Below are 19740 nucleotides of genomic sequence, written 5' to 3'. Positions count from 1 at the left end.
TTAAATTTCCAAATGCATCGCTTCTTCCACGATCATCACTCGATATTCTACGCCATCTATTGCTTTTGCTTTGATATTATTTTTAAGGACATTCGCCAGATTATCCCAATATTTCCTTCCGTAAAAAGAATAATTCGAAGGCGTTATTTCCACATCTACAGTTCTGATGAAACCTTCTCTTGGCTTATCACTGATCATTGTTCCGCGTTTAACTGTAACATTTTTCAGTTCGCTGTTTAGAATCATTTTGCAGTAATTTTTCACATCTTCTGCCGAAACGATTTTATCCCGAGTTGTCAGTGCGTATTTGTAGGCCAGAATCGTGTCTGACTGCTTTTTCTCTTCTGCTCCGCCCGTTGTTTCAGTAATCAGGGTAATAACCTGAAATTTTTTCTGAGAATTAAGATCTGTTCCCGGACGAATACTGTTAGCCAACGAAGCGTGAGAAACCCAAAACGAAGCATAAGTATGAGAAGAATTTTCCAATGGCTCGATGATGACGTAATTCACATCTTCTTTAAGTTCTTTATTGGCCTGATCTACTTTTTTCATCAGACCTTTCATCTTATCAGAAATTTCACTCAAAACATCTTTCACTTTATCTCTGTTGACGATGGCAAAAGCTGCAACTTCATCTCTCAACAATTCCATCACGTGGGACATCAGATCTGTTGCATTTCGACTGGTAAAACGTTCCATTCCGCCTTTTCTTACCGTGAAAAGCCCTTTCTCAATTTCGTCATTCGGCGTGAACGGAATCTCCGAATATCTTTTCCCAAGACCATCCACAACCTCTTCTACATAAAGGAAAAATTCTTCTTCACTTGTTTCCATTGGGATGTTATTTCCCATAATATCCAGATTATATTCCGTCTTTTTCCAACCACGATTATATACTGGAAAAGCATTCATAACAAATGAAAAATTCTCAAGAATCTCCGAAGTGAATTGCGGTGGAAATTCCATTTTCAACCAAAGAATTTTTTTATTTCTGAATGGATCTAGAACAGAACTCCCATCTTCGATATTCTCTGGTAAGCCTGGCGTTATTCTTTTCAAAAGCGATTGATAAAGACCGCTGATCTCGATAAATTTGTGATTATAAAGATTCTTGACATCTTCTTTAATCTTATGTCGGATTGATTGCTCCTCGAAAATTCCTTCATAACCTTCTTCCTCAATCGTTTTGTTATAATTAATTCCGGCAGAAACCTGCAACGGAATATTGTTATGAAAAACCTTGATATGCGGCAAAAGCCTGTAAATGAAATCTACCTTTTCATAAGTTGGATTAGAACAATACAGATTGAATTTTTCCGGAAAAACTTCGGATTCATAACGACTAAGATCTATTCCAATCATTATATTTCTGTACTCCGAAACATCTTGTGAAATCCTCTTAATCGGAATTTTATTAAGCTGTTCATCGATATGATAAATCGTATTTCCGGCAACCATCAGGATATTTTGAGCCTTTACCAAATCTATATTATCAACAGGCGTAAAAGGAATTTCTACTTGTTTATCAGACTGGGTTTTACGGAAAGAATTCAGATGTTTTTTAAAAAAGAATTCAGAATGTTCCATCAGGATTTCCGTATCTTCTTCCGGCATACAGAAAGCAATGGCGTGGGATGGCGTTGGATGGGTGTAATTGGTTGGAGTCAACAGCTTTGCCAGACGTTCCAAAATCCTTCCGTTGATGCTTTGGATTTCATTATTAGCTTTAAAAACCTCTGTACTGAACGCGTCAATAAGCAGTTTCACGAACGGATCCAAAGATTGTATGCTTTTTAAACCCCAAAGTTTCGTGGCATTCTGAAGCATTCTCGCTTTTATGACTTCTTTAGAAAAAGTCTGTTGTTGGTCAAAACTCATACTTCTATATTTTAATCGATGGACATTGGACTTAGAAACAATTCGGTAGAAAAATTGAAACGCTCGCCTGTAGCTTCCATTTTCGCATTAATACCTACTTTTACCTTCTTCTTCACTTCGCTGAAACCTCGTGTCTCATAACTGTGTTCAACATAATTGATGTGCGCCTGAACAACCGCATTTACGATTCTCGGCTCATATTCTGCAATTTGTCTTTGCAAACTGGTTACAAAAAGATTTTCCCACATTGCAGGCGTTACGCCATTATCGAATTCCAAATTCCAGACATCGTTTCCGTAGTTTTCATCGTATCTGTTCTCCCCTTTTTTAGTAATGATTAAGAGCATAATATTTTGAGCGATACTTTCTGCAATATCACAAGTTTCAATTTGACCATTACTGATCATCATACTCGATGGATTAAAGGGAATTTTGTAATTCTGGCTTTCCATTGGTTTAGTTTTAAAATTAATTGTTCAAAGAATTCTTCAGAATTTCATTTTTATTCATCAAGAAATTGACCATCAAATCTTTTGGTAAATAAAAATTGCTTTCTCCTTTTTCATTCAATTCTTTTTCTAATTTGGGATTCCAAGCTAAAATTTCTTCTTTGTTGATATCCAGCCATTCAGCAATTTCATCAATATCAAAAGCGCCGTTTAATTTAGTTTCAGCTAAACTGGCTTGAGAATTCGAGTACTTAGAATTAAAAGGTGCTAATGCTTTTTTGCTTGTAGCAAAGTTTCTGTAATCGTTTAAAATCTGTTCCAATTCTCCTGTTGCATAACCTGCATTAAGATATTTTTTGACGTGATTTTGAGTTTCCAACGGAAGATAAGCTGCAAAATCCGTATAAGCTCTGGAACCCGCTTTATTCATTGCCTTCTGGATATTACCTTCGCCACAATTGTAAGCCGCCACAACCGTTACCCAATTTCCATATTTTCTGTAAAGATTTTGTAAAGAAATTGCAGCCGTTTTGGTGCTTTTGTACATATCTGATCTGTTGTCATCCGTCAAACCATAATCGTTGGCGTGAGCGGACATAAACTGCCACAATCCTTTTGCACCAGCGTGGGAAACTTGTGTATGATCCAAACCAGATTCTATTACAGCAAGGTTTTTCAGATGTCTCGGAATTCCTTTTTTGACAAAAGTATACTCGATGAAATCCACCAATTGTTTATTGCTTTTGATCACATTTTGATAACGACGCACACTTTGTTCCGAAGTATCGGAAGCCGTTAAACCCTGTGCGGAATATGTTGAATTTATGATGACAAAAAATAAAACTAAATATTTCATTCTTAATATTTTGAATGATTATTTCATGAAATTACCCAATCCAGATCTTCCTTCTCCTGATTCCAGCTTACATTGATGGTTTCTCCTGCTTTTACTTCTTCTCTTACAATTTTTTTAGAAATTGGTCTTGCTAATTGAGCTCTGATTACACCAGAGATTTGACGCGCACCATATTTGCTGCTGAATCCATTCAAAGCAAGATTTTTAATAGCTTCATCATTAATATTAAAATCAATTCCCAATCGGGTTAAGGCTTTTCTCAAAGACTTCAACTGAATACTGAAAATCTTCTCAGCCATATTTTCATTAATTGGCGCAAATGGAATAATCTCCGTAATTCTGGCCAAAAATTCAGGTCTGAATCTTCCGGAATCCATCATTATTTTCATCAGATTTTTAGAAGTCGGAATTTCATTTTGCTCAAAATGTTTTACGATTTCCTCGCTTCCTATATTTGAAGTAAATAGAACTAAGGAATTACTGAAATCACCTTCTTTTCCTAGTTTATCGTGAATTTTTCCTTCGTCCATAATCTGAAGAAAAACATCAAAAACAGAAGTGTGCGCTTTTTCTATCTCATCAAAAAGAACAACTGAATAAGGATTTTGTCTGATTTTATTGACCAGCATTCCTCCTTCTTCATAGCCGACATAACCCGGAGGCGCACCGTACAATAACGCTGCAGAATGTTCTTCTTTGAATTCTGACATATCAAAACGAATCATCGCAGCTTCATCATTGAAAAGTAATTCGGCGATAGATTTAGCTAATTCAGTTTTTCCTGTTCCGGTTGGACCTAATAAGAAAAATGATCCGATTGGTTGTCCCGGTTTATTGAGTCCGCTTCGGTTTTCTACGATGGCATCAGCAAGAATTTTCAAAGCGTGATCTTGTCCTACTACTCTTTTGATGAGCATTTCCTCCATATTCAGGAGTTTTTCTTTTTCTTTGGCTTGGATTTTACCAATCGGAATTCCAGTTTTTGCAGCCATTACAGCAGCCAGTTCCAGCTTCCCTACTTTTTCTCTTTTAATTGATGCTAATTGTATTAATTCTTCGAATGTTGAATTAATGATATTTTTAATCTGACTAATATCCATCGAAGTTTCCAAAGTATGCTGCTCGGAAAGTGAACCCCAAAGGATTGGACTCAATTTATTTTGAAGAAGATTGTAATTCCAGATTAATTCATCAATCAAAAGTGGATCTGTCTCATCACTTTCAGCAATGATTTTGTCGTAGTTTTCTTTCCAGGATTTTAATTCGGTTTCAGATAATTCATCCAGCATTTTGATGGAAGCCATTGTTCTGTCCAACAAATCGATTGCAGAATCCGGAAGTTTTTTTCCTTTAGAATAGCGTTTTGCAAGACTTACACAATCTGCCAAAGCAGTTCTGTCAACTTCTACTTTATGGTGATTTTTGTAACCATCCAGAAGAACATCAATCATTTTTACACAGGTTATATCATCTGGCTCTTCAACATTCAGAACTTCAAACCTTCTGTCAAAAGCTCTTTCTGGTTCTATGATTTTCCTGTATTCTTCTTGCGTAGTCGCACCAATCACGGTGATTTCGCCCCTTGCGAGTTCAGGTTTTAAAAGATTGGCGACATTTCCAGCGCTTCCTTTACTGTCTAATAGAGAATGAATTTCATCAATGAAAAGAATCGCTTTGTTGATATTCTTACATTCGTTAATCACCTTCTTTAGACGATCTTCGATTTCGCCTTTGTAAGAAGTTCCGGCCAGTAATGATCCTGTGTCTAATTCCAGCAAAGTCGCTTCTTTCAACATTTCCGGAACATTCCCACTATTGATTTCTATTGCAAAACCTTCCAGCAAAGCTGTTTTTCCAACGCCAGGCTCTCCTACAATTATGACATTCGGTTTTGTGCGTCGGCAAAGAATTTCGATTAACATTCTCAGTTCTTTATCGCGACCGATAATATTATCTAGCTTACCTTGATTAGCTTGTTGGGTTTTATCAATACAATAACTGTTTATAGCTGGAAATGAATTTTTATTTGGGATAGAATTTCCCGTCAAATGATTTTCCTGAATACTGACTTTTTTGTCCTCGCCCCGAAAAAAATTGAGAATCTCGTGTTCGCGGAGTGGAAAAGACTTTAGTTCCTGAACATTGTAAGCTACATTCGGTTTTGAGATTGCAGCCAGCAAACAAAGCGGAGAGATCTCGTCTAAACCTAATTTTAATCTGATATCATCTGCTTCCTCGAGAATGATATTAACTTTTTCATCTTTAGAAATATCATCAGGAAGATGTGCCGTTTTAGGAAGTTCTTCTATACGAACTTCTGCCCACTCGTAGATGTAGCCTGGATCTTTGCCGATATTTAAAAGGAAATCTTTTAATCCAAAATTATTGTGCAAAAGCGCTTGTAAAAGATGGGAAGCTCCACATTGGCTGTTGTAATTTTCTCTTGCTACAGATTCGGCAATATGAAAAACTTCTTTAATCGTCTCGTTAGTTACTAATACACTCATAAAGATTTATATTTTGTATTTTAATAATTATTGCAAGGCTTATAAACGCAAATAAAAATTTTACTCTATACTTTCTAAAGAACAAAACCTTTATTTACTAATTCGCAGTAAAAATGATGCCATAATGTTAAATTTTATAAGATTAATTCAATATTAATGATATGTATGTAAAACATAAGGTTATTTTAATTAAACAATAACAATTCTTTAATTAATGATTTTACAATTTAATTTTTAACAATCAGTTTCACTTTTAACACCTTTAATAATGGTAAATTATAAGTTTTACAGAAAATTTTGAATCGTAGAATTACTACAATTTTTGAAATAATTTGAAGAAGCAGAAATAATGGAATATGATTAGCTAAATTTAAAATTGAAATCTGTTTTGCAAAATCTAAAGTTATGGATGACAACATTTTGCTTTATGACATACAATCTGGTGATACCTTAGAAAAAATAGGCGTAAAGATCGGGATGACAGGTGATGAATTAAAGGATTTTCACAACAGCCATTGTGATAAAATGGATCGACTTTGGTTTAATAATCTTGTTGGTGTAAGACAAATTATTATCCCAAAACAATATAAAAGTCCATCACAACTCAAAACAGAACTCGAAAGAGAATTACCGCCATCCAGTATTACCAGAGATTTTTATGCTGATACTTATTTAGTAAAAGAATCCTATTCAGGAATAATCCAGAAAAACTTCGAAATAGAATATAAAGTTGATGTTGGATTTAGAGCTAAAAAAGATAATAATTATCCATTTGAGATTGCTGATATTCGCACATATGATTTTTTAAAAGACGGTTCTGCTCCCGATGATAAAATGAGTTCAATTTCTTCAGCTTGTATGGAAAGTATCTCTCCTATTTCTTTAACCATTCCTATACAAGGTAGAATCTCAGGTTTTTTTGAATTTGAAACGCTCAAAAAGAAATTTGAAGAAAAACGACAGGATCTTGAAGAGTTTTTCGTCGGCGATGTCTACAAAGCTTATTTCAATAGATTTTCAGAAAATTTGGAAAAAAAAGATTATGCATTAAAATTGTTCACATCATCCTTATTATACCAACTCCTGTTTCCAAAAATGGAATGGTTTCATAAAACTAATAATTGGACAGAACAATTTTATTTTTTACCGAACTCAATCTTTTTAAAATGCTCAATGTCTGCCAAATACAATCACGAAGGCACTGAAATTGTAGAGACAAAACTGAGCGGAACTATAAAAGATATGTTCGGCCTTCAGGAAATATTACGAGGGCAATCATTTGATAATCAAAGCGAAGAATTAGCTGATGGCGAAATAGAATTACTTTACAGAACTGATAAAAAAACTAAGAGAATGCTGGAAGCAGAAGCTTCGGTAACATTCAGGAAGGACCAAGAGATTTTCAGGAAACAAACCCTAAAGCTGACCCAAAATGGATAAGACTTCTGATTTTAATGATATTATCAATAAAAATCTAAATTCAGATTTAGATGAATCCAATTTTTTTAACGATGATGAATTTTTAGACGTTGATGAAGGGCGAGATACAATGGATGAAGAAGACCAAGCAGATGAAAATTCTGAAACTACTGATGAAAAGAAGGAACAAAAAGAAGATGAAAAACAATCTGAAAGCAATTCCAGCGACCACAACGGTAAATATTTCGTAGTGCAAAAAGGATTAGCTTGCTGCGACAAAGGCGCGAAATTTCCTCAGTTCAAAGTTACGAGCCAGCAGAAACATTATTGGAATGATGAACAAGGAAAAGCCGATTATCTGGCTGTTACAGAAGATGATCTTACCTTCAATCCTGCAGCTATGCCTTTCGGAACTTGTAGTGTCAAAAATGGAAATCCTTGTGCTTTTGCACCTTCCGGAAAATGGATCAAAACATATGACAAGGTGAAAATTCTGAATAAAAAGTGCGTTACAGAACTTTCAGAATTACTTTGTGCTGTTGGCGGAAAAATTACCATTATGAAACACGGTCAACAATCCGAAGCCGGAAAAAGTAATGTGAATAATGCAGATTCCGCAGAACAACAGGCTTACAATCCAATGATGGATTTTGAAGAGTTCAAAGAAGAAATCAACCAGTCGGATCAACTTTATTACAAATAATCTATGGCAACAATTATCGGTAATCAAAATCCAAAAGTAGGAGAAACCAATTTCTACGAGATCAGAATTTTCAGCTCACTACCCTTTTTTAATCCAGGTAGCAAATACGAATGGTATCTTTTCAAAAAGCAAAAAAACGGCAACTGGATTGACATCACTAAAAACGGAACTCCAAAAACAGGAACCAAGGTTGACTATACTTTTTTCGAACCCGTAGCTGGTGATCTATTTGAAATCCGAATTTTCGAAATTAAACAAGCTTTGCCGCCAAGCGCACAATCAACCAAAACATTATATGGTAAACTTGAAGTAAAACCAACAGCCAGTAAAATAGGACAAATAGATAAAGTTGTGCTCTTTAATCGTGGAAAAAAAGATGTAAATAAGGCAAATTACAGAGATACATTGATTGCTCAGGCTTTTTGCACTGGCTTATTCGGGCAAGAGATAGAATTTCAGCTTTGGGAAGATGATGCTCCAGGTGAAGGTCACAATCCTGAAATCAATAAAAATAATAAAATCCCAAGAGTTTATAAAGCTATTGTTAACGAAAAAGGAATTGCTGAAGCTAAAATCTCCTTGAGTGCCGATGAAAAGGTAATGCGACAAATTGCTAATAAATATCTGATGAAAGGTGATAAAGACGAAGGTGCCAATCACGAATATTATGTTACAGCAACCCATCTTGGAAAAGGAGAAAAAGCAAGTCAAGTCAACGTAAATGTTGCCAATCCTGATTATAAGCCTAAGCCAAAAGAAAATACACCCAAGTTTCCGGCAACGCCTGCAAGTAAAACACAAAAACAACCTGACACAAAAGGAAAAATCATAGATGCTTATTTTGTAGATGCTAATGAAAAAAAACTAACCAAGGTTAAAATTGGTGACAAAATCCGTGTAAGAGTTGATTCCCAGAATCTAAAAGGTAAACACATCCAATATGTTGTCTGGGAATACGATTCAATCACTTCACACGACGAAGTTTACAGAAGTGCAAAAATCCGTGTAGATTACGATTCTATTGTTACAAGTGGATTCACTCTAAACAATAATGTTTTCTCAAAAGGAATGTCCGGAGTTTGGGGAGATTCTGATAACGAAAAACAAAATTATTTTATCGAAGTAATTCCTTTAGAAATTTCCGGAGAATCTAAAAAATTCGGAGTGGATTCTGATGGTTTGATGGAGGTTGAAAAATTGAAGAGTCCAGCTGTTGTTGATAAAAACAATAAACAGGACACCAAAGCTAAATGTATCTGCCAAGAACAATATAAAGATCTGGTTTGGGGAGGAGCAGTTAGCTGCGAATTCAGGAAAAAAGTGGTACAAATATGTCTGGAACTTTGGGGAGAAGACAGAAAAATGCAAATGGCAAATGGTCTAATGGCCGTAATGAATGTTGAAACTGCAGGATCTTTTAAAGCACATCAAATTATGGGTAAGTCTTTACAGGATGTAAACTCAATTACTAAAGATGATTTTTGGTTGTACAAAAAAGATAAAAATGGGAAAATAATTTCCAAAAGTTCCAGAGCTGTAGGTTTAATTCAGTTTACACAAGCGGCTTTGCAGGCAATAGGAGAATTCAAATCCGGAACTGGTTTTGATAAACTACACGAGTTGAAATTGAAATTAGCAAAAATGGGCGAAGTCAATCAATTAGATTATGTTAAAAAATATTTTGAAGACAGTAAAAGTAAAATAAAAAGCCCTGAAGATATTTATTTACATGTTTTTGCGCCCAAAGGTGTCGGAAAAGCTGATGATTTTGTTTTATATGAAAGCGGTACAGAAGAGTACAGACAAAATGCAAGTGTGGATACAAAAAGTACTGGAGAACATAAAAATGACAAAAAAATTCAAAGATCCGAAATATTAGAACGTTATCACAACAGTGTCAAAGAAGGAGAAAACAACAAACCTAAGGAATTCAAATGTTCAACTACTAAGGCTGCTCCTGTTGCAAAAACACCAGAAACTCCCAAAGAAGGAATGTTAAGCGTCCATCTAAGTTTAGCACAAGCAATAAAGAGTGATACAGCTAAGAAAAATGGTTTAGACAATAAACCAAGTGCTGCAGAAAAAGAAAATCTAAAACAACTTGGTATCAATATTTATGATAAAATTTATGACAAGTTCAATGGCAATGTTAGACTGACAAGCGTTTTCAGGAGTGAGGCTGTCAATAAAAAAGTAGGAGGTTCCAGCACATCGCAACATCGTTTTGGCCAAGCATTAGATATCCAAGGTACCAATGGTATTACTAATAAACAGATCTTCAAATATGTAAAAGATAATCTGACTTACCACCAGATAATTTGGGAATATGGAACTAAGAGCGAACCCAATTGGGTACATGTAGGCTACAAACCTTCGGGAAATAAAAAAATCAATACCAGAGCTACAAGAGTGAATGGAAAAACAAAATATATAACTTTTGATTTAGCAATATAAATAATTATCTATGAAAAATCTGATTGCACTACTTTTGATATTTGGCATTTTATCTTGTAAGAAAGAGCCTGATAATCTGCACAATAAAACAATCAAAGACTATACTTTTGATTACAATAAAGAGAAAATCGTTGATCTCGAAAAAACAGAATCATTTATCAGCAAAGAGCAATATGAATTTGATAACTATTTAAAACCGATTTCTAAAGAAGAATATTTGAAAGATTCCCTAGCTTACCAAAACAGTTTGGATTCAAAACAATATGTTTTTAAGAACAACGTCTTACAAACAGCTTATGGAACTGTAAAATTTGTTCCTTCTGAGGATAAAGATTCTGATACTTTTGTTAATTATTCTTATTTAGGTTTTTCAAATGTGATTGATAGTCATATTATCAATTTGAATCTTTACGAAGGTGAAAAAGCATTGCTTTTGAGTAATCAAAATTATCAATACACAACTATTAGCTCTACCCCATTTTTTTCTAAAAGTAAAAATTACGCACTCAATTTTAAAAATGCAGACGGGCTTTCTTCTCAAGTTTCACTTTATGATATTAAGAATAAGAAGCTAATACATTTTATCACCATTTGGTCAGAAAATTATTTAACCGATAACGTTTTTTGGGATGGCAATGATAATATGATTCTTAAAATCAGAAAAAATGATTCTGGAGCTATTTCCTATGCAAAAATTTTAATGTCTGATATTAAATCAGGAAAAAAAACGACAGAATCATCAGTTGAAAAAAACAAAACCCAAGATTGGAAAGGCGAATATCAAATCACAACCAAAGCTATCAGTAATTATAATCAAAAAGAAATTGATCTTTTATACTCGATTTCATTAAAATCAAACGAATCTGCTATTTTAAGTATTGGTGCAGATCAAACTCAGGATTATTGGTGTGAAGGTGATTACTATCTCACCGAAGAAAATGGAGTTCTAAAGGCCACTGGAAAATGTGATGAAAACGATATCAACGATTTTTATCTTAAACAAGAAAATGGAATCTATTATATAAAAAGTAAACGTTTTCTAAACCAAGATTGGCAGGTTTTGAAAAAAGAATAATTCTTAATAAATAAACAATCCTGATAAATAGTTTTATCAGGATTGCTTGTGTTAATATGAGAATGTTTAATCTAAATGATTATTTAGCACCTGGCCAAACCCCATCGTAAGCTGAGTTACCATAATCGATTTTCTCTGCACTTACTATAAAGCTGATGAACATATTATCCTCGTTCAAAGCATCATAATCTACTTCGTGCTGGATAACGTATCCGTTTTCCCACTTCAGAGTTGTCAATGTTCCTTCTTCGTGTGACTTATTGAAAGTGACTTCACCACTTGTTGGCTTATACTTTCCATTTAATAAACTTTCCAAAATTCCTGAATCTTCAGTTGCTTCTACAGTGATTTTGATCAATGCGTTAGAAGGGTCTGATGCAACTCTACCGGAAACATCCGTGTTTCTTGATACACCGTAATTCAGTTTAAGGATCTTTTGTTCTGCACCGCCGTTGAATTTTAATACGGCTCTTGAATTGTTTGCCATGATTTCTAAAATTTAATTATTAATATATTATATTGTGTATTAGTGTGTTCCTTTCTTTTTATATACCAAAGATAGAACCACTAAACCGAAAAAATCGTCGTAGAATTACTACAGTTTTACAATTTGCAGAGATTTCAGTTTTATTCAGATTATTCAATTAATATTTTATTAATATAGAAAACTGTTTTAGGAATAAGTTTTGAATGGTAGAGAAAAAATTTTAAGATGCGATTCATAGATCAGTATATTAGATCAATTTATTTTGTAGATGGTAAGATTGGAAAAGTAAGAATTAGTAATAAACTAATGCTTTTAGGAATTCTACATTTGCCACTTTTAATCTTTTGGTTTATCTGGAAAGGACTCTATGAAAAGGGTTAAAATTCTTTTATAATTTCAATCGATGATCCATATTAAATAAAAAAGCAACTTTTTTAAGTTGCTTTTTCAATAGTCTCATTTTTTATTGTAAGCAACCCGCCATACAATTCCGCTTACATCATCTGCCACCAGCAGTGATCCGTTTGCAATTTGCAATACTCCGACAGGTCTGCCATAGACATCTCCTTTAGCTTCATTGGCAATAAATCCTGTTAAAAAAGGTTTGTAAGGACCAGAAGCTTTCCCACCTTTAAACGGCACAAATGCAACTTGGTAACCAACTAATGAAGAACGATTCCAAGAACCGTGCTGTCCGATAAACGCACCATTTTTATAAGTTTCCGGAAACTGTGATCCTGTATAAAATGTCAAACCCAAAGACGCTGTATGACTTCCCAAAGGAACATCCGGAATGATAGTCTTAGCTACCAGGTCAGGTTTTTCGCCCTTCCTTCTTGGATCTTCATTTTTCCCGAAATAAGCATAAGGCCAACCATAAAACGCATCAGCTTTCACACTGGTTAGATAATCCGGAACTAATTCATCGCCTAGTTCATCCCTTTCGTTGACCACTGTCCATAATTTTCCGGTTGACGGATTCCAGCTCATTCCAACTGGGTTTCTAAGTCCTGAAGCATAAATCTTTTCTCCGCTTCCATCAGGATTCACCTCCAGAATATTAGCTCTTCGCACTTCGTGTTCCATACCATTCTCGCCAACATTACTACCCGATCCTACCGAGATGTAAATTTTAGTTTGATCTTTATTGCTGGTGAGATTTCTTGTCCAGTGGTTATTATATCCACCAGCCGGCAAACTCACGATTTTCTTTCCAGGTTTTGTGATTTTGGTGTCACCTTGCTTGTAAGGATAAACCCAAAGTCCATCGGTATTTGCAACGTAGAATTGATCCTTGATAATCAACATTCCGTAAGGCTGGTTCAAATTATCTAAAAAAACAGAGGAAGATTCTGGGATACCATCTTTGTTGGCATCACGGTAAAGAAGAATTCTGTTGGCAGATTTCCCGCCTACCTCGGCATCACTTTTACCACTGATATCATTTTTAATTTTTTCTGTAGCCGTCCGTTCAGAATTGGAAAGTACCACGAAAACATCGCCATTATCAGCCTGAATCATATTTCTAGGGCTTTTGATATTCTCAGCGAAACGGGTTACTGTAAAACCTTCCGGCGCAATTGGTGTTTTATTTTCAGGCCAACCAATCACGTTACTGAATTTGTTCTTCGCACCTTTTTCATCTGGTGCTGGTAATTTTAAAGTATCGGTTTGAGTAGCAACTTCCGCACTTTCTCCGCTATTTCCTTTTTGATTTTTATTGTCTTTACAACTGACGAAGAGTAATGTAATTGCCGGTAATAGATAATGTTTCATAAATTTTGAGATGTGGTGTTAATTAATACTGAACTCAGAAATTACAAAAACCATTCCTTTAAGATTACCTCAAACCATTTGAAATATCAAACTTTTGCAGAGCATCACTCAACAAACTTTCTTCTTTATAAACTCTATTGAAATAAGCTTTTTTCTGCTTGTATAAATTCAGCAATTCATCTTGTTGTGATTTTTTATCGTTGCTGTGATTATTGTAAATCAGTTCACGCTGCAAGATTTCTTTTCGGTCAAAATAATGGAGATCTCTAAGTGCTGTGTAATAGTTTACAGTTGCATTTTTCAGAAGTGAGGCATCTTTGATATCTTTTGTTTCTAAAGAATCAAGGCTTAAAATAATTTGGTCAAACTCTTTTTTCTGCTGATCTACAGCTTTTAAGGCATTTTTATAATCATCTGCAACTAGATATTCTAATTTTTGAGATTCGGTGCCATTTTTACTGGTGATTATGTTAAACGCTATTCTTTCTTTCTCCACAACAGTTGATCTAAAAGCATTGGCTTTCGGTGATTGACAAGAATTTATTATTAAAATGAAAAATAAATACAGCAAAATATTGAATCTCATAACAATAGCATTTTATCATTGCGTATCTTAATCAAAATTGATGCTAAAAATCAATCAATTAAAACTGAGCTTCAACACCCAATACAAAGTTTCTTTTGGCCGCAGGATTGTAATATCGATTTCCAAAAGCATTGATATCAAAACCTAGAACATAATCTGTATTATATAAATTTTGAATCATAAAACTTAAATTAAATCTGGTTTTATCAGCTTGTAAAGGAAATCTGAATTGAATATTTCCAACCAAACTGGACTCAGACCAAACAGAATTAGCGTCATTAAGAGGTAATTTTGAAGTGTAGAAATGGGAGTAATCAACAGATAATTTTTTGAAAAAAGTAAAATTGACAAGTGAATTAATATTTGTTTTAGGAACGCCTGTTAAATCATTACCTGAGAAATCCTGCCCATTTTGTTTATAATTCTGAAATTTGAAATTGTAAAAACTTCCTGAAAAACGAAATCCAAATCGACTGAAAAAATCATTTTTCAAATCAAAACTTTTGGATTCCAACAGAATTTCAAAACCTTTTTGGACAGTTTCTCCTGCATTGACAAAATACTCCTGTCCAGCCTCATTTTGCCTTCTCACAATGGCATCTTTCATTCGGAAATCAAAATAACTGCCTTCTACAAATAAAAAATTTCCAAATTGTTTCCTGATTCCAATCTCTTTATTCCAGCCAGATTCCGGAGCCAGATTGGCGTTGAATTCCTGTGTAGAAGAACGGATTTCTTCATTAGTCGGTGCGGAATTTCCTTTTCCAATTTTTCCTCGTACAGAAAAGCCTTGATCCAAAATATACGTAACTCCGAAATTAGGTAAAAACTGATTTTTAAATCTTGCATTCCCATCCTCTGTTTCCGGATAAAGCCTTTGCCATTCGTAAGAATTGGAATTTAAACTGACAGAAATATCCGTAAACAATTTTTCATCGAAATTTAATTTTTGAGAAAGAAAATAAAATCCCGAAGTGTTTTTAATTTTATCAAAGTTCTGTGGATTGCCTTCTACTCCACTTTTATTATCAAAATTCTTAATAAAAATATCATTAATCCCACCTTCGAATCCCAGTCTGTAGGCTAACGAAATTTGATTCCAATTTTTCTCATAATTAAAATGTGTCCTTAGCGCAAAATTCTTTTCAAATCGGTTTTCGAAGTTGGTAATGAAGGGATTTTCAAAATCTACATAAGAACCTTGAACCAAAATAAAATGGGAAAAATTGGGACTAAATTGATAATCATTGGACAAGCCTGCCAAAATCATTTTATTTCGGATTCCTGCCTTTTGTTCCTTGGAACCAGGAGCTGTTGCTGTGGAAGGTCTCGCCTGCTTTCTGTTATTTTGCATTTGTTCCAGAGTCAATCCGCCAGGCGTTTGATAATCCAGATCAGAGTACATCAACATCATTTTCAAAATCCCCTGATTAGAATATTGGTAATTATCTTTAACAAAAAACTGTTTCCGATGGACTTTGGATTGTTCTCTGTAAGAATCGGTTTGATAGTAATTTTGGAAAATCTCAAAAAAATGACTTCCCAATTGTTTAGAAAAGTCAAAATTTTGATTGAAAGTGCCGTAACTTCCAGTGGATAAATTAGCTGACAAGTTATCCTGATTGTTGGTTTTAAGAAGTAAAGTTCCACCTGTCATCGCTCCGTAATCACCACCTTCGGGGCCTTTAAAAACTTCCATTCGGTTGATTAAAGCTGGAGAAACTACGTTGAAATAAGTATTGCCAGAAGCATCAGACAAAATAAAATCATCAAGATAAACCTTCACATTGCGAACACCAAAGGGTGATCTTAATGTGCTTCCACGAAGTGAAATCCTGTAACTTCCCGGCGAACGTTCTTCCATTCTTGCACCCGGAATTTGGTTGATAGATTCCAACATCCGTTCTGGAGGATTTTGGTTGAGAAGATTTTCGGAAATTACAGCAACCGATTTTGTGGAAGAGACGTAAGTCGTCGGTTTTTTATAGGCATCTATTTTAATTTCAGAAATCAAATTTGTTGAGTCTCGAATCTGAGACCAAAACATCGAAGCTGAAAAAATTGATAGAAAAAGATAGAATTTTGTCATCAGATTCTCCTAAGCAAAAACTGTACTTTTTTCTTAAACCATAAAAAGATAACTCCAAAGAATTTGGATTAAGCGAAAAAAAAATCCCCGTTATAAAACAGGGATCATTTTTTGGTAAAGATTATTTCTTTGATTCTTCAACAGAAACTTTACGGAAATCTTTGAAAAGTTTGCTCAACTCCAAAGCTGATTTTCTTGCTCTTGTACCAGCAGCTTTGTTTCCTTTTTCAGCTTGTTGTTCTGCCTCTTTGCTGAAAGCTTCAAATTCAGCATTAATCTTTTCGATTAGTTCTTTCATAGTAGTAAGTATTAAATAAGGTGCAAATATAATAGTTTGACGCATTCGACAACTATGATTCGTGATATTTTAATTGATTTTACGCTTAATTTTATTGATTCTAATGATATTTTTTCACTTTGAGTCTCATAATTCATCTTAAAATTTTTGCAAAATCGGATTTGTATAGTTTTTGGTAATAGATTTATATCATTAAAATAAAAAATATGCTTAAAAAGGGGGATAACGTAAAATGGAAATTTCAGTATGGCGAAACCTACGGCGTGATTGTTAATATCCATACCAAAGATTTTACGTTTATGAATAGACAAAGAAGAGCTTCAGAAGAAAATCCACAGTACGAAGTGATGAGCGAAAAGACAGGAAAAACAGCCGTTCACAAAGCTTCTGCTCTTAAAAAAATATGATTACCGATTACAAAAGTTCTTTCGGCAGTTCAATATTATTCTTCTTCATAAAATCCAGCAATTCATTATACTTAGTTTCATAATAGCCACCGCCACATTGGTCGGAAATACTGCAAACGTCTGATGGTTTGATATCCAAAATCGCTGAAACTTTGGTAAGAATATCAAGATTGATTTTCACTTTAGAATTCTCTATATCAGAATAAGCTTTCTGTGAAATTCCCATTTCAAAAGCCATATATTCCTGGGTAAAATCCCTTTCTCTTCTTATTTTTCTGATATTTTTCCCGCACAATTCCATAGTCTCGATTTTAGTAGTTTTCGGTATAGTTTAGAAGTAAATCTATTGGTAGTACACAAAGCTACAAAATACCTTTGTCAAAATATAATAACGGACATATGATATTTACTTCCATCAAAAGTACATTCTAAAAAGTGCTCCGAAATAAAATATCCTTGACCTCAAAATGTAAATATGGAGACACAAAAATTTCATTATGACAACAATATTGTCAGAGCATTTCTCTATGCCACTGTAACATTTGGAATTATTGGTTTTATCTTGGGACTCACGGCAGCCTTGATGTTATTTTACCCCGAATTGCCAGAATTTTTCTTCGGAACAGATGATACAACCATCCAGAGTTTGCGAAGCGGTAATATCCAAGGTTTGATCAATACTCAAGGTGCAATGGGATTTGGAAGAATCCGAATGTTGCATACCAGCGCGGTAATTTTTGCCTTCGTTTGTAATTCTTTTTTCTGTGGTGCTTATTACAGTATGCAGAGATTGCTGAAAACCAGAATGTACAGCGATACACTTTCCTGGATTCATTTCTGGACCTGGCAATTGATGATTATTGCTGTTGTTATTACTTTCTTAATGGGAATCAATACCTCAAAAGAATACGCCGAACACGAATGGCCAATTGATATTTTGATTACCATCTCCTGGGTGATTTTCGGAATCAATATGTTTGGTACGATTCTGAAGAGAAGAGTAAGACATTTATACGTTGCAATCTGGTTCTATATCGGAACTTGGATTGCGGTTGCGATGCTTCATATCTTCAATAATCTGGAAGTTACATTATCGTTCACAAGTTGGAAATCGTATTCAGCCTATTCAGGTGTTAAAGATGCTCTTGTACAATGGTGGTACGGTCACAATGCAGTGGCTTTTGTATTGACAACGCCAGTTTTAGGTTTGATGTATTATTTTTTACCAAAAGCAGCCAATCGCCCTGTATTCTCTTACAAATTGTCTATTATTCACTTTTGGTCTTTGATATTTGTTTATCTGTGGGCAGGTCCTCATCATCTTCAATATACTTCTTTGCCAGCTTGGGCTCAGGCAGTAGGAACAGGATTCTCTATTATGTTGATTGCACCGTCTTGGGGCGGAATGCTGAATGGATTATTAACCTTGCGGGGCGCTTGGGATAAAGTCCGGGAAGAACCAATCCTGAAGTTCTTTGTAGTAGCTGTTACCTGTTACGGAATGGCAACATTCGAAGGTCCACTATTAGCGACCAAATCCTTAAACAAAATCGGACATTACACAGATTGGGTAATTGGCCACGTGCATTTGGGGGCACTAGGTTGGAATGGATTTATGGCTTTTGGAGTTATCTATTATTTGGTTCCAATTATGTGGCGAAATGAGTTATGGTCTAAAAAACTCGCCAATTGGCATTTCTGGTTAGGAACTTTGGGAATTATTTTCTACGCTGTTCCAATGTACATTGCCGGTTTCACACAAGGTTTGATGTGGAAACAATTCAATCCCGATGGAACTTTGGTTTACAAAAACTGGCTGGATACAGTAACCGCTATTCTACCCTACTTTAAAATGAGATTTTTAGGAGGAATATTATATCTCGCTGGTGCAGTTTTAATGGTTGTTAATGTTTACAAAACAGCTAAAAAAGGTTCATTCTTAAAAAATGTGCCCGCTGAAGCTCCAGCTCTCGCCAACGTCAATCAAGGTAGAAAACAAGGCGAAGGTTTCCATCTTTGGCTGGAAAGAACACCCCATCTCTTATCAATCTTAGCATTCGTTGCAATTGCTATTGGAGGAATTGTCGAAATCATTCCAACTTTAACGATGAGCAGTAATGTTCCGCAAATATCAGCGGTAAAACCATATTCGCCGCTTGAGTTGGAAGGTCGTGACCTTTACATTCGTGAGGGTTGTAATTCCTGCCATTCTCAAATGATAAGACCTTTCCGTGATGAGGTAATGAGATTCGATGGGAAGAACGGACAATACTCAAAAGCGGGAGAATTTGTTTATGACCGACCATTTTTGTGGGGTTCCAAAAGAACAGGGCCAGACCTTCACAGAGAAGGACAAAGAAATCCTGATTCCTGGCATTTTAAACATATGTATAATCCGAGAATCACATCGGCAGGTTCTATCATGCCACGCTTCCCTTGGTTAATTACCAACAAATTAGACCGTTCTCAGATGGTCAATAAATTAAAATTAATGAAAAATAGTTTTGATGTTCCTTATACAAAAGCTGAAATCGATTCTGCCAATCAATGGGCGGATAATCAATCCAAAGCGATTGTCAAAAGAATTTTCTCCGAAGCTGCAGATTTGAAAGTTCAAATGGAAGCGGAACGAAAATCAAAAGGAAATGAATTTGTCCCATTTGAACAAAGAGAAATCATTGCTATGATTGCCTATCTGCAAAGATTGGGAACGGATATTAAAACCACAGAAATCAAAACTGCAAGTGTAGAATAAT

17 protein-coding genes are annotated in these 19740 nt (G+C 34.8%); 7 read left to right on the top strand and 10 right to left on the bottom strand.

All coding sequences use genetic code 11. The annotated features are described in order from the left end of the window. Genes BUR19_RS05290 through BUR19_RS05275 form a run of 4 tightly spaced genes read right to left on the bottom strand, consistent with a single transcriptional unit; the run spans window position 1 to window position 5690 of the window. Window positions 1-1878: a type VI secretion system baseplate subunit TssF gene (locus tag BUR19_RS05290; RefSeq protein ID WP_074233841.1), complete on the bottom strand. Its 1878-nt coding sequence runs from the start codon at window positions 1876-1878 to the stop codon at window positions 1-3. A gap of 11 nt (window positions 1879-1889) precedes the next feature. Next, a complete protein-coding gene (locus BUR19_RS05285; RefSeq protein ID WP_074233840.1) occupies window positions 1890-2330 on the bottom strand; it encodes a GPW/gp25 family protein in 441 nt (146 codons plus the stop codon). 16 nt (window positions 2331-2346) lie between these two features. Beyond that, window positions 2347-3183, bottom strand: coding sequence for a lytic transglycosylase domain-containing protein (locus BUR19_RS05280; RefSeq protein ID WP_074233839.1), 837 nt, complete (start codon window positions 3181-3183; stop codon window positions 2347-2349). Window positions 3184-3206: 23 nt separating this feature from the next. Beyond that, window positions 3207-5690, bottom strand: coding sequence for an ATP-dependent Clp protease ATP-binding subunit (locus tag BUR19_RS05275; protein WP_074233838.1), 2484 nt, complete (start codon window positions 5688-5690; stop codon window positions 3207-3209). 405 nt (window positions 5691-6095) lie between these two features. Between BUR19_RS05275 and BUR19_RS05270 the strand changes: the two genes are divergently transcribed. Genes BUR19_RS05270 through BUR19_RS05255 form a run of 4 tightly spaced genes read left to right on the top strand, consistent with a single transcriptional unit; the run spans window position 6096 to window position 11341 of the window. Continuing rightward, the gene (locus BUR19_RS05270; protein ID WP_074233837.1) at window positions 6096-7130 is read left to right on the top strand and encodes a hypothetical protein; all 1035 of its coding nucleotides are present in this window, start codon (window positions 6096-6098) and stop codon (window positions 7128-7130) included. After that, window positions 7123-7812 (top strand): DUF4280 domain-containing protein, encoded by a 690-nt coding sequence (locus tag BUR19_RS05265; RefSeq protein ID WP_139297266.1) that lies wholly within the window; start codon window positions 7123-7125, stop codon window positions 7810-7812. The genes BUR19_RS05270 and BUR19_RS05265 overlap by 8 nt, the downstream gene beginning before the upstream one ends. A 3-nt stretch (window positions 7813-7815) precedes the next feature. After that, on the top strand, window positions 7816-10266 hold the full coding sequence (locus BUR19_RS05260; protein ID WP_074233836.1) for a D-Ala-D-Ala carboxypeptidase family metallohydrolase: 2451 nt from the start codon (window positions 7816-7818) through the stop codon (window positions 10264-10266). Window positions 10267-10276: 10 nt separating this feature from the next. After that, entirely contained in the window at window positions 10277-11341 is a 1065-nt protein-coding gene (locus tag BUR19_RS05255; protein WP_074233835.1) for a hypothetical protein, read from the top strand. Between the two features lie 79 nt (window positions 11342-11420). Here the strand turns inward: BUR19_RS05255 and tssD are convergent, their stop codons facing one another. Next, on the bottom strand, window positions 11421-11828 hold the full coding sequence (tssD, locus tag BUR19_RS05250) for a type VI secretion system tube protein TssD (protein WP_074233834.1): 408 nt from the start codon (window positions 11826-11828) through the stop codon (window positions 11421-11423). Window positions 11829-12053: 225 nt separating this feature from the next. On the opposite strand from tssD, the gene BUR19_RS18905 reads away from it, so the two are divergent. Continuing rightward, window positions 12054-12209 (top strand): hypothetical protein, encoded by a 156-nt coding sequence (locus BUR19_RS18905; protein ID WP_175565869.1) that lies wholly within the window; start codon window positions 12054-12056, stop codon window positions 12207-12209. A 75-nt stretch (window positions 12210-12284) separates the two neighbouring features. On the opposite strand, the gene BUR19_RS05245 is transcribed toward BUR19_RS18905, so the two are convergent. The 4 genes from BUR19_RS05245 to BUR19_RS05230 all read right to left on the bottom strand — a co-directional run bounded on the left by BUR19_RS05245 (window position 12285) and on the right by BUR19_RS05230 (window position 16577). Continuing rightward, window positions 12285-13604, bottom strand: a complete 1320-nt coding sequence (locus tag BUR19_RS05245; protein ID WP_074233833.1) for a PQQ-dependent sugar dehydrogenase — start codon at window positions 13602-13604, stop codon at window positions 12285-12287. Between the two features lie 64 nt (window positions 13605-13668). Continuing rightward, the gene (locus BUR19_RS05240) at window positions 13669-14190 is read right to left on the bottom strand and encodes a hypothetical protein (protein ID WP_074233832.1); all 522 of its coding nucleotides are present in this window, start codon (window positions 14188-14190) and stop codon (window positions 13669-13671) included. A gap of 58 nt (window positions 14191-14248) precedes the next feature. Beyond that, a complete protein-coding gene (locus tag BUR19_RS05235; protein ID WP_074233831.1) occupies window positions 14249-16279 on the bottom strand; it encodes a TonB-dependent receptor in 2031 nt (676 codons plus the stop codon). Between the two features lie 121 nt (window positions 16280-16400). Next, window positions 16401-16577, bottom strand: coding sequence for a histone H1 (locus BUR19_RS05230; protein ID WP_074233830.1), 177 nt, complete (start codon window positions 16575-16577; stop codon window positions 16401-16403). A 206-nt stretch (window positions 16578-16783) separates the two neighbouring features. Between BUR19_RS05230 and BUR19_RS05225 the strand changes: the two genes are divergently transcribed. Next, window positions 16784-16984, top strand: a complete 201-nt coding sequence (locus BUR19_RS05225) for a hypervirulence associated TUDOR domain-containing protein (RefSeq protein WP_074233829.1) — start codon at window positions 16784-16786, stop codon at window positions 16982-16984. 7 nt (window positions 16985-16991) lie between these two features. Here the strand turns inward: BUR19_RS05225 and BUR19_RS05220 are convergent, their stop codons facing one another. Next, a complete protein-coding gene (locus tag BUR19_RS05220) occupies window positions 16992-17285 on the bottom strand; it encodes a helix-turn-helix domain-containing protein (protein WP_074233828.1) in 294 nt (97 codons plus the stop codon). Window positions 17286-17459: 174 nt separating this feature from the next. Here BUR19_RS05220 and ccoN point away from each other — a divergent pair, with 174 nt between their 5' ends. After that, window positions 17460-19739 (top strand): cytochrome-c oxidase, cbb3-type subunit I, encoded by a 2280-nt coding sequence (ccoN, locus tag BUR19_RS05215; protein WP_074233827.1) that lies wholly within the window; start codon window positions 17460-17462, stop codon window positions 19737-19739. Window position 19740: the final 1 nt, after the last annotated feature.

This window comes from Epilithonimonas zeae (assembly GCF_900141765.1).
Taxonomy (GTDB): domain Bacteria; phylum Bacteroidota; class Bacteroidia; order Flavobacteriales; family Weeksellaceae; genus Epilithonimonas; species Epilithonimonas zeae.
The sequence above is the reverse complement of the archived record's forward strand: the minus strand, read 5'-3'. Positions and strand labels throughout refer to the sequence as shown.

Excerpts from the sequence above, each read along its gene's own strand:
- BUR19_RS05290 (WP_074233841.1), bottom strand. The coding sequence starts at position 1,878 with ATGAGTTTTGACCAACAACAGACTTTTTCTAAAGAAGTCATAAAAGCG.
- BUR19_RS05285 (WP_074233840.1), bottom strand. The coding sequence starts at position 2,330 with ATGGAAAGCCAGAATTACAAAATTCCCTTTAATCCATCGAGTATGATG.
- BUR19_RS05280 (WP_074233839.1), bottom strand. The coding sequence starts at position 3,183 with ATGAAATATTTAGTTTTATTTTTTGTCATCATAAATTCAACATATTCC.
- BUR19_RS05275 (WP_074233838.1), bottom strand. The coding sequence starts at position 5,690 with ATGAGTGTATTAGTAACTAACGAGACGATTAAAGAAGTTTTTCATATT.
- BUR19_RS05270 (WP_074233837.1), top strand. The coding sequence starts at position 6,096 with ATGGATGACAACATTTTGCTTTATGACATACAATCTGGTGATACCTTA.
- BUR19_RS05265 (WP_139297266.1), top strand. The coding sequence starts at position 7,123 with ATGGATAAGACTTCTGATTTTAATGATATTATCAATAAAAATCTAAAT.
- BUR19_RS05260 (WP_074233836.1), top strand. The coding sequence starts at position 7,816 with ATGGCAACAATTATCGGTAATCAAAATCCAAAAGTAGGAGAAACCAAT.
- BUR19_RS05255 (WP_074233835.1), top strand. The coding sequence starts at position 10,277 with ATGAAAAATCTGATTGCACTACTTTTGATATTTGGCATTTTATCTTGT.
- tssD (WP_074233834.1), bottom strand. The coding sequence starts at position 11,828 with ATGGCAAACAATTCAAGAGCCGTATTAAAATTCAACGGCGGTGCAGAA.
- BUR19_RS18905 (WP_175565869.1), top strand. The coding sequence starts at position 12,054 with ATGCGATTCATAGATCAGTATATTAGATCAATTTATTTTGTAGATGGT.
- BUR19_RS05245 (WP_074233833.1), bottom strand. The coding sequence starts at position 13,604 with ATGAAACATTATCTATTACCGGCAATTACATTACTCTTCGTCAGTTGT.
- BUR19_RS05240 (WP_074233832.1), bottom strand. The coding sequence starts at position 14,190 with ATGAGATTCAATATTTTGCTGTATTTATTTTTCATTTTAATAATAAAT.
- BUR19_RS05235 (WP_074233831.1), bottom strand. The coding sequence starts at position 16,279 with ATGACAAAATTCTATCTTTTTCTATCAATTTTTTCAGCTTCGATGTTT.
- BUR19_RS05230 (WP_074233830.1), bottom strand. The coding sequence starts at position 16,577 with ATGAAAGAACTAATCGAAAAGATTAATGCTGAATTTGAAGCTTTCAGC.
- BUR19_RS05225 (WP_074233829.1), top strand. The coding sequence starts at position 16,784 with ATGCTTAAAAAGGGGGATAACGTAAAATGGAAATTTCAGTATGGCGAA.
- BUR19_RS05220 (WP_074233828.1), bottom strand. The coding sequence starts at position 17,285 with ATGGAATTGTGCGGGAAAAATATCAGAAAAATAAGAAGAGAAAGGGAT.
- ccoN (WP_074233827.1), top strand. The coding sequence starts at position 17,460 with ATGGAGACACAAAAATTTCATTATGACAACAATATTGTCAGAGCATTT.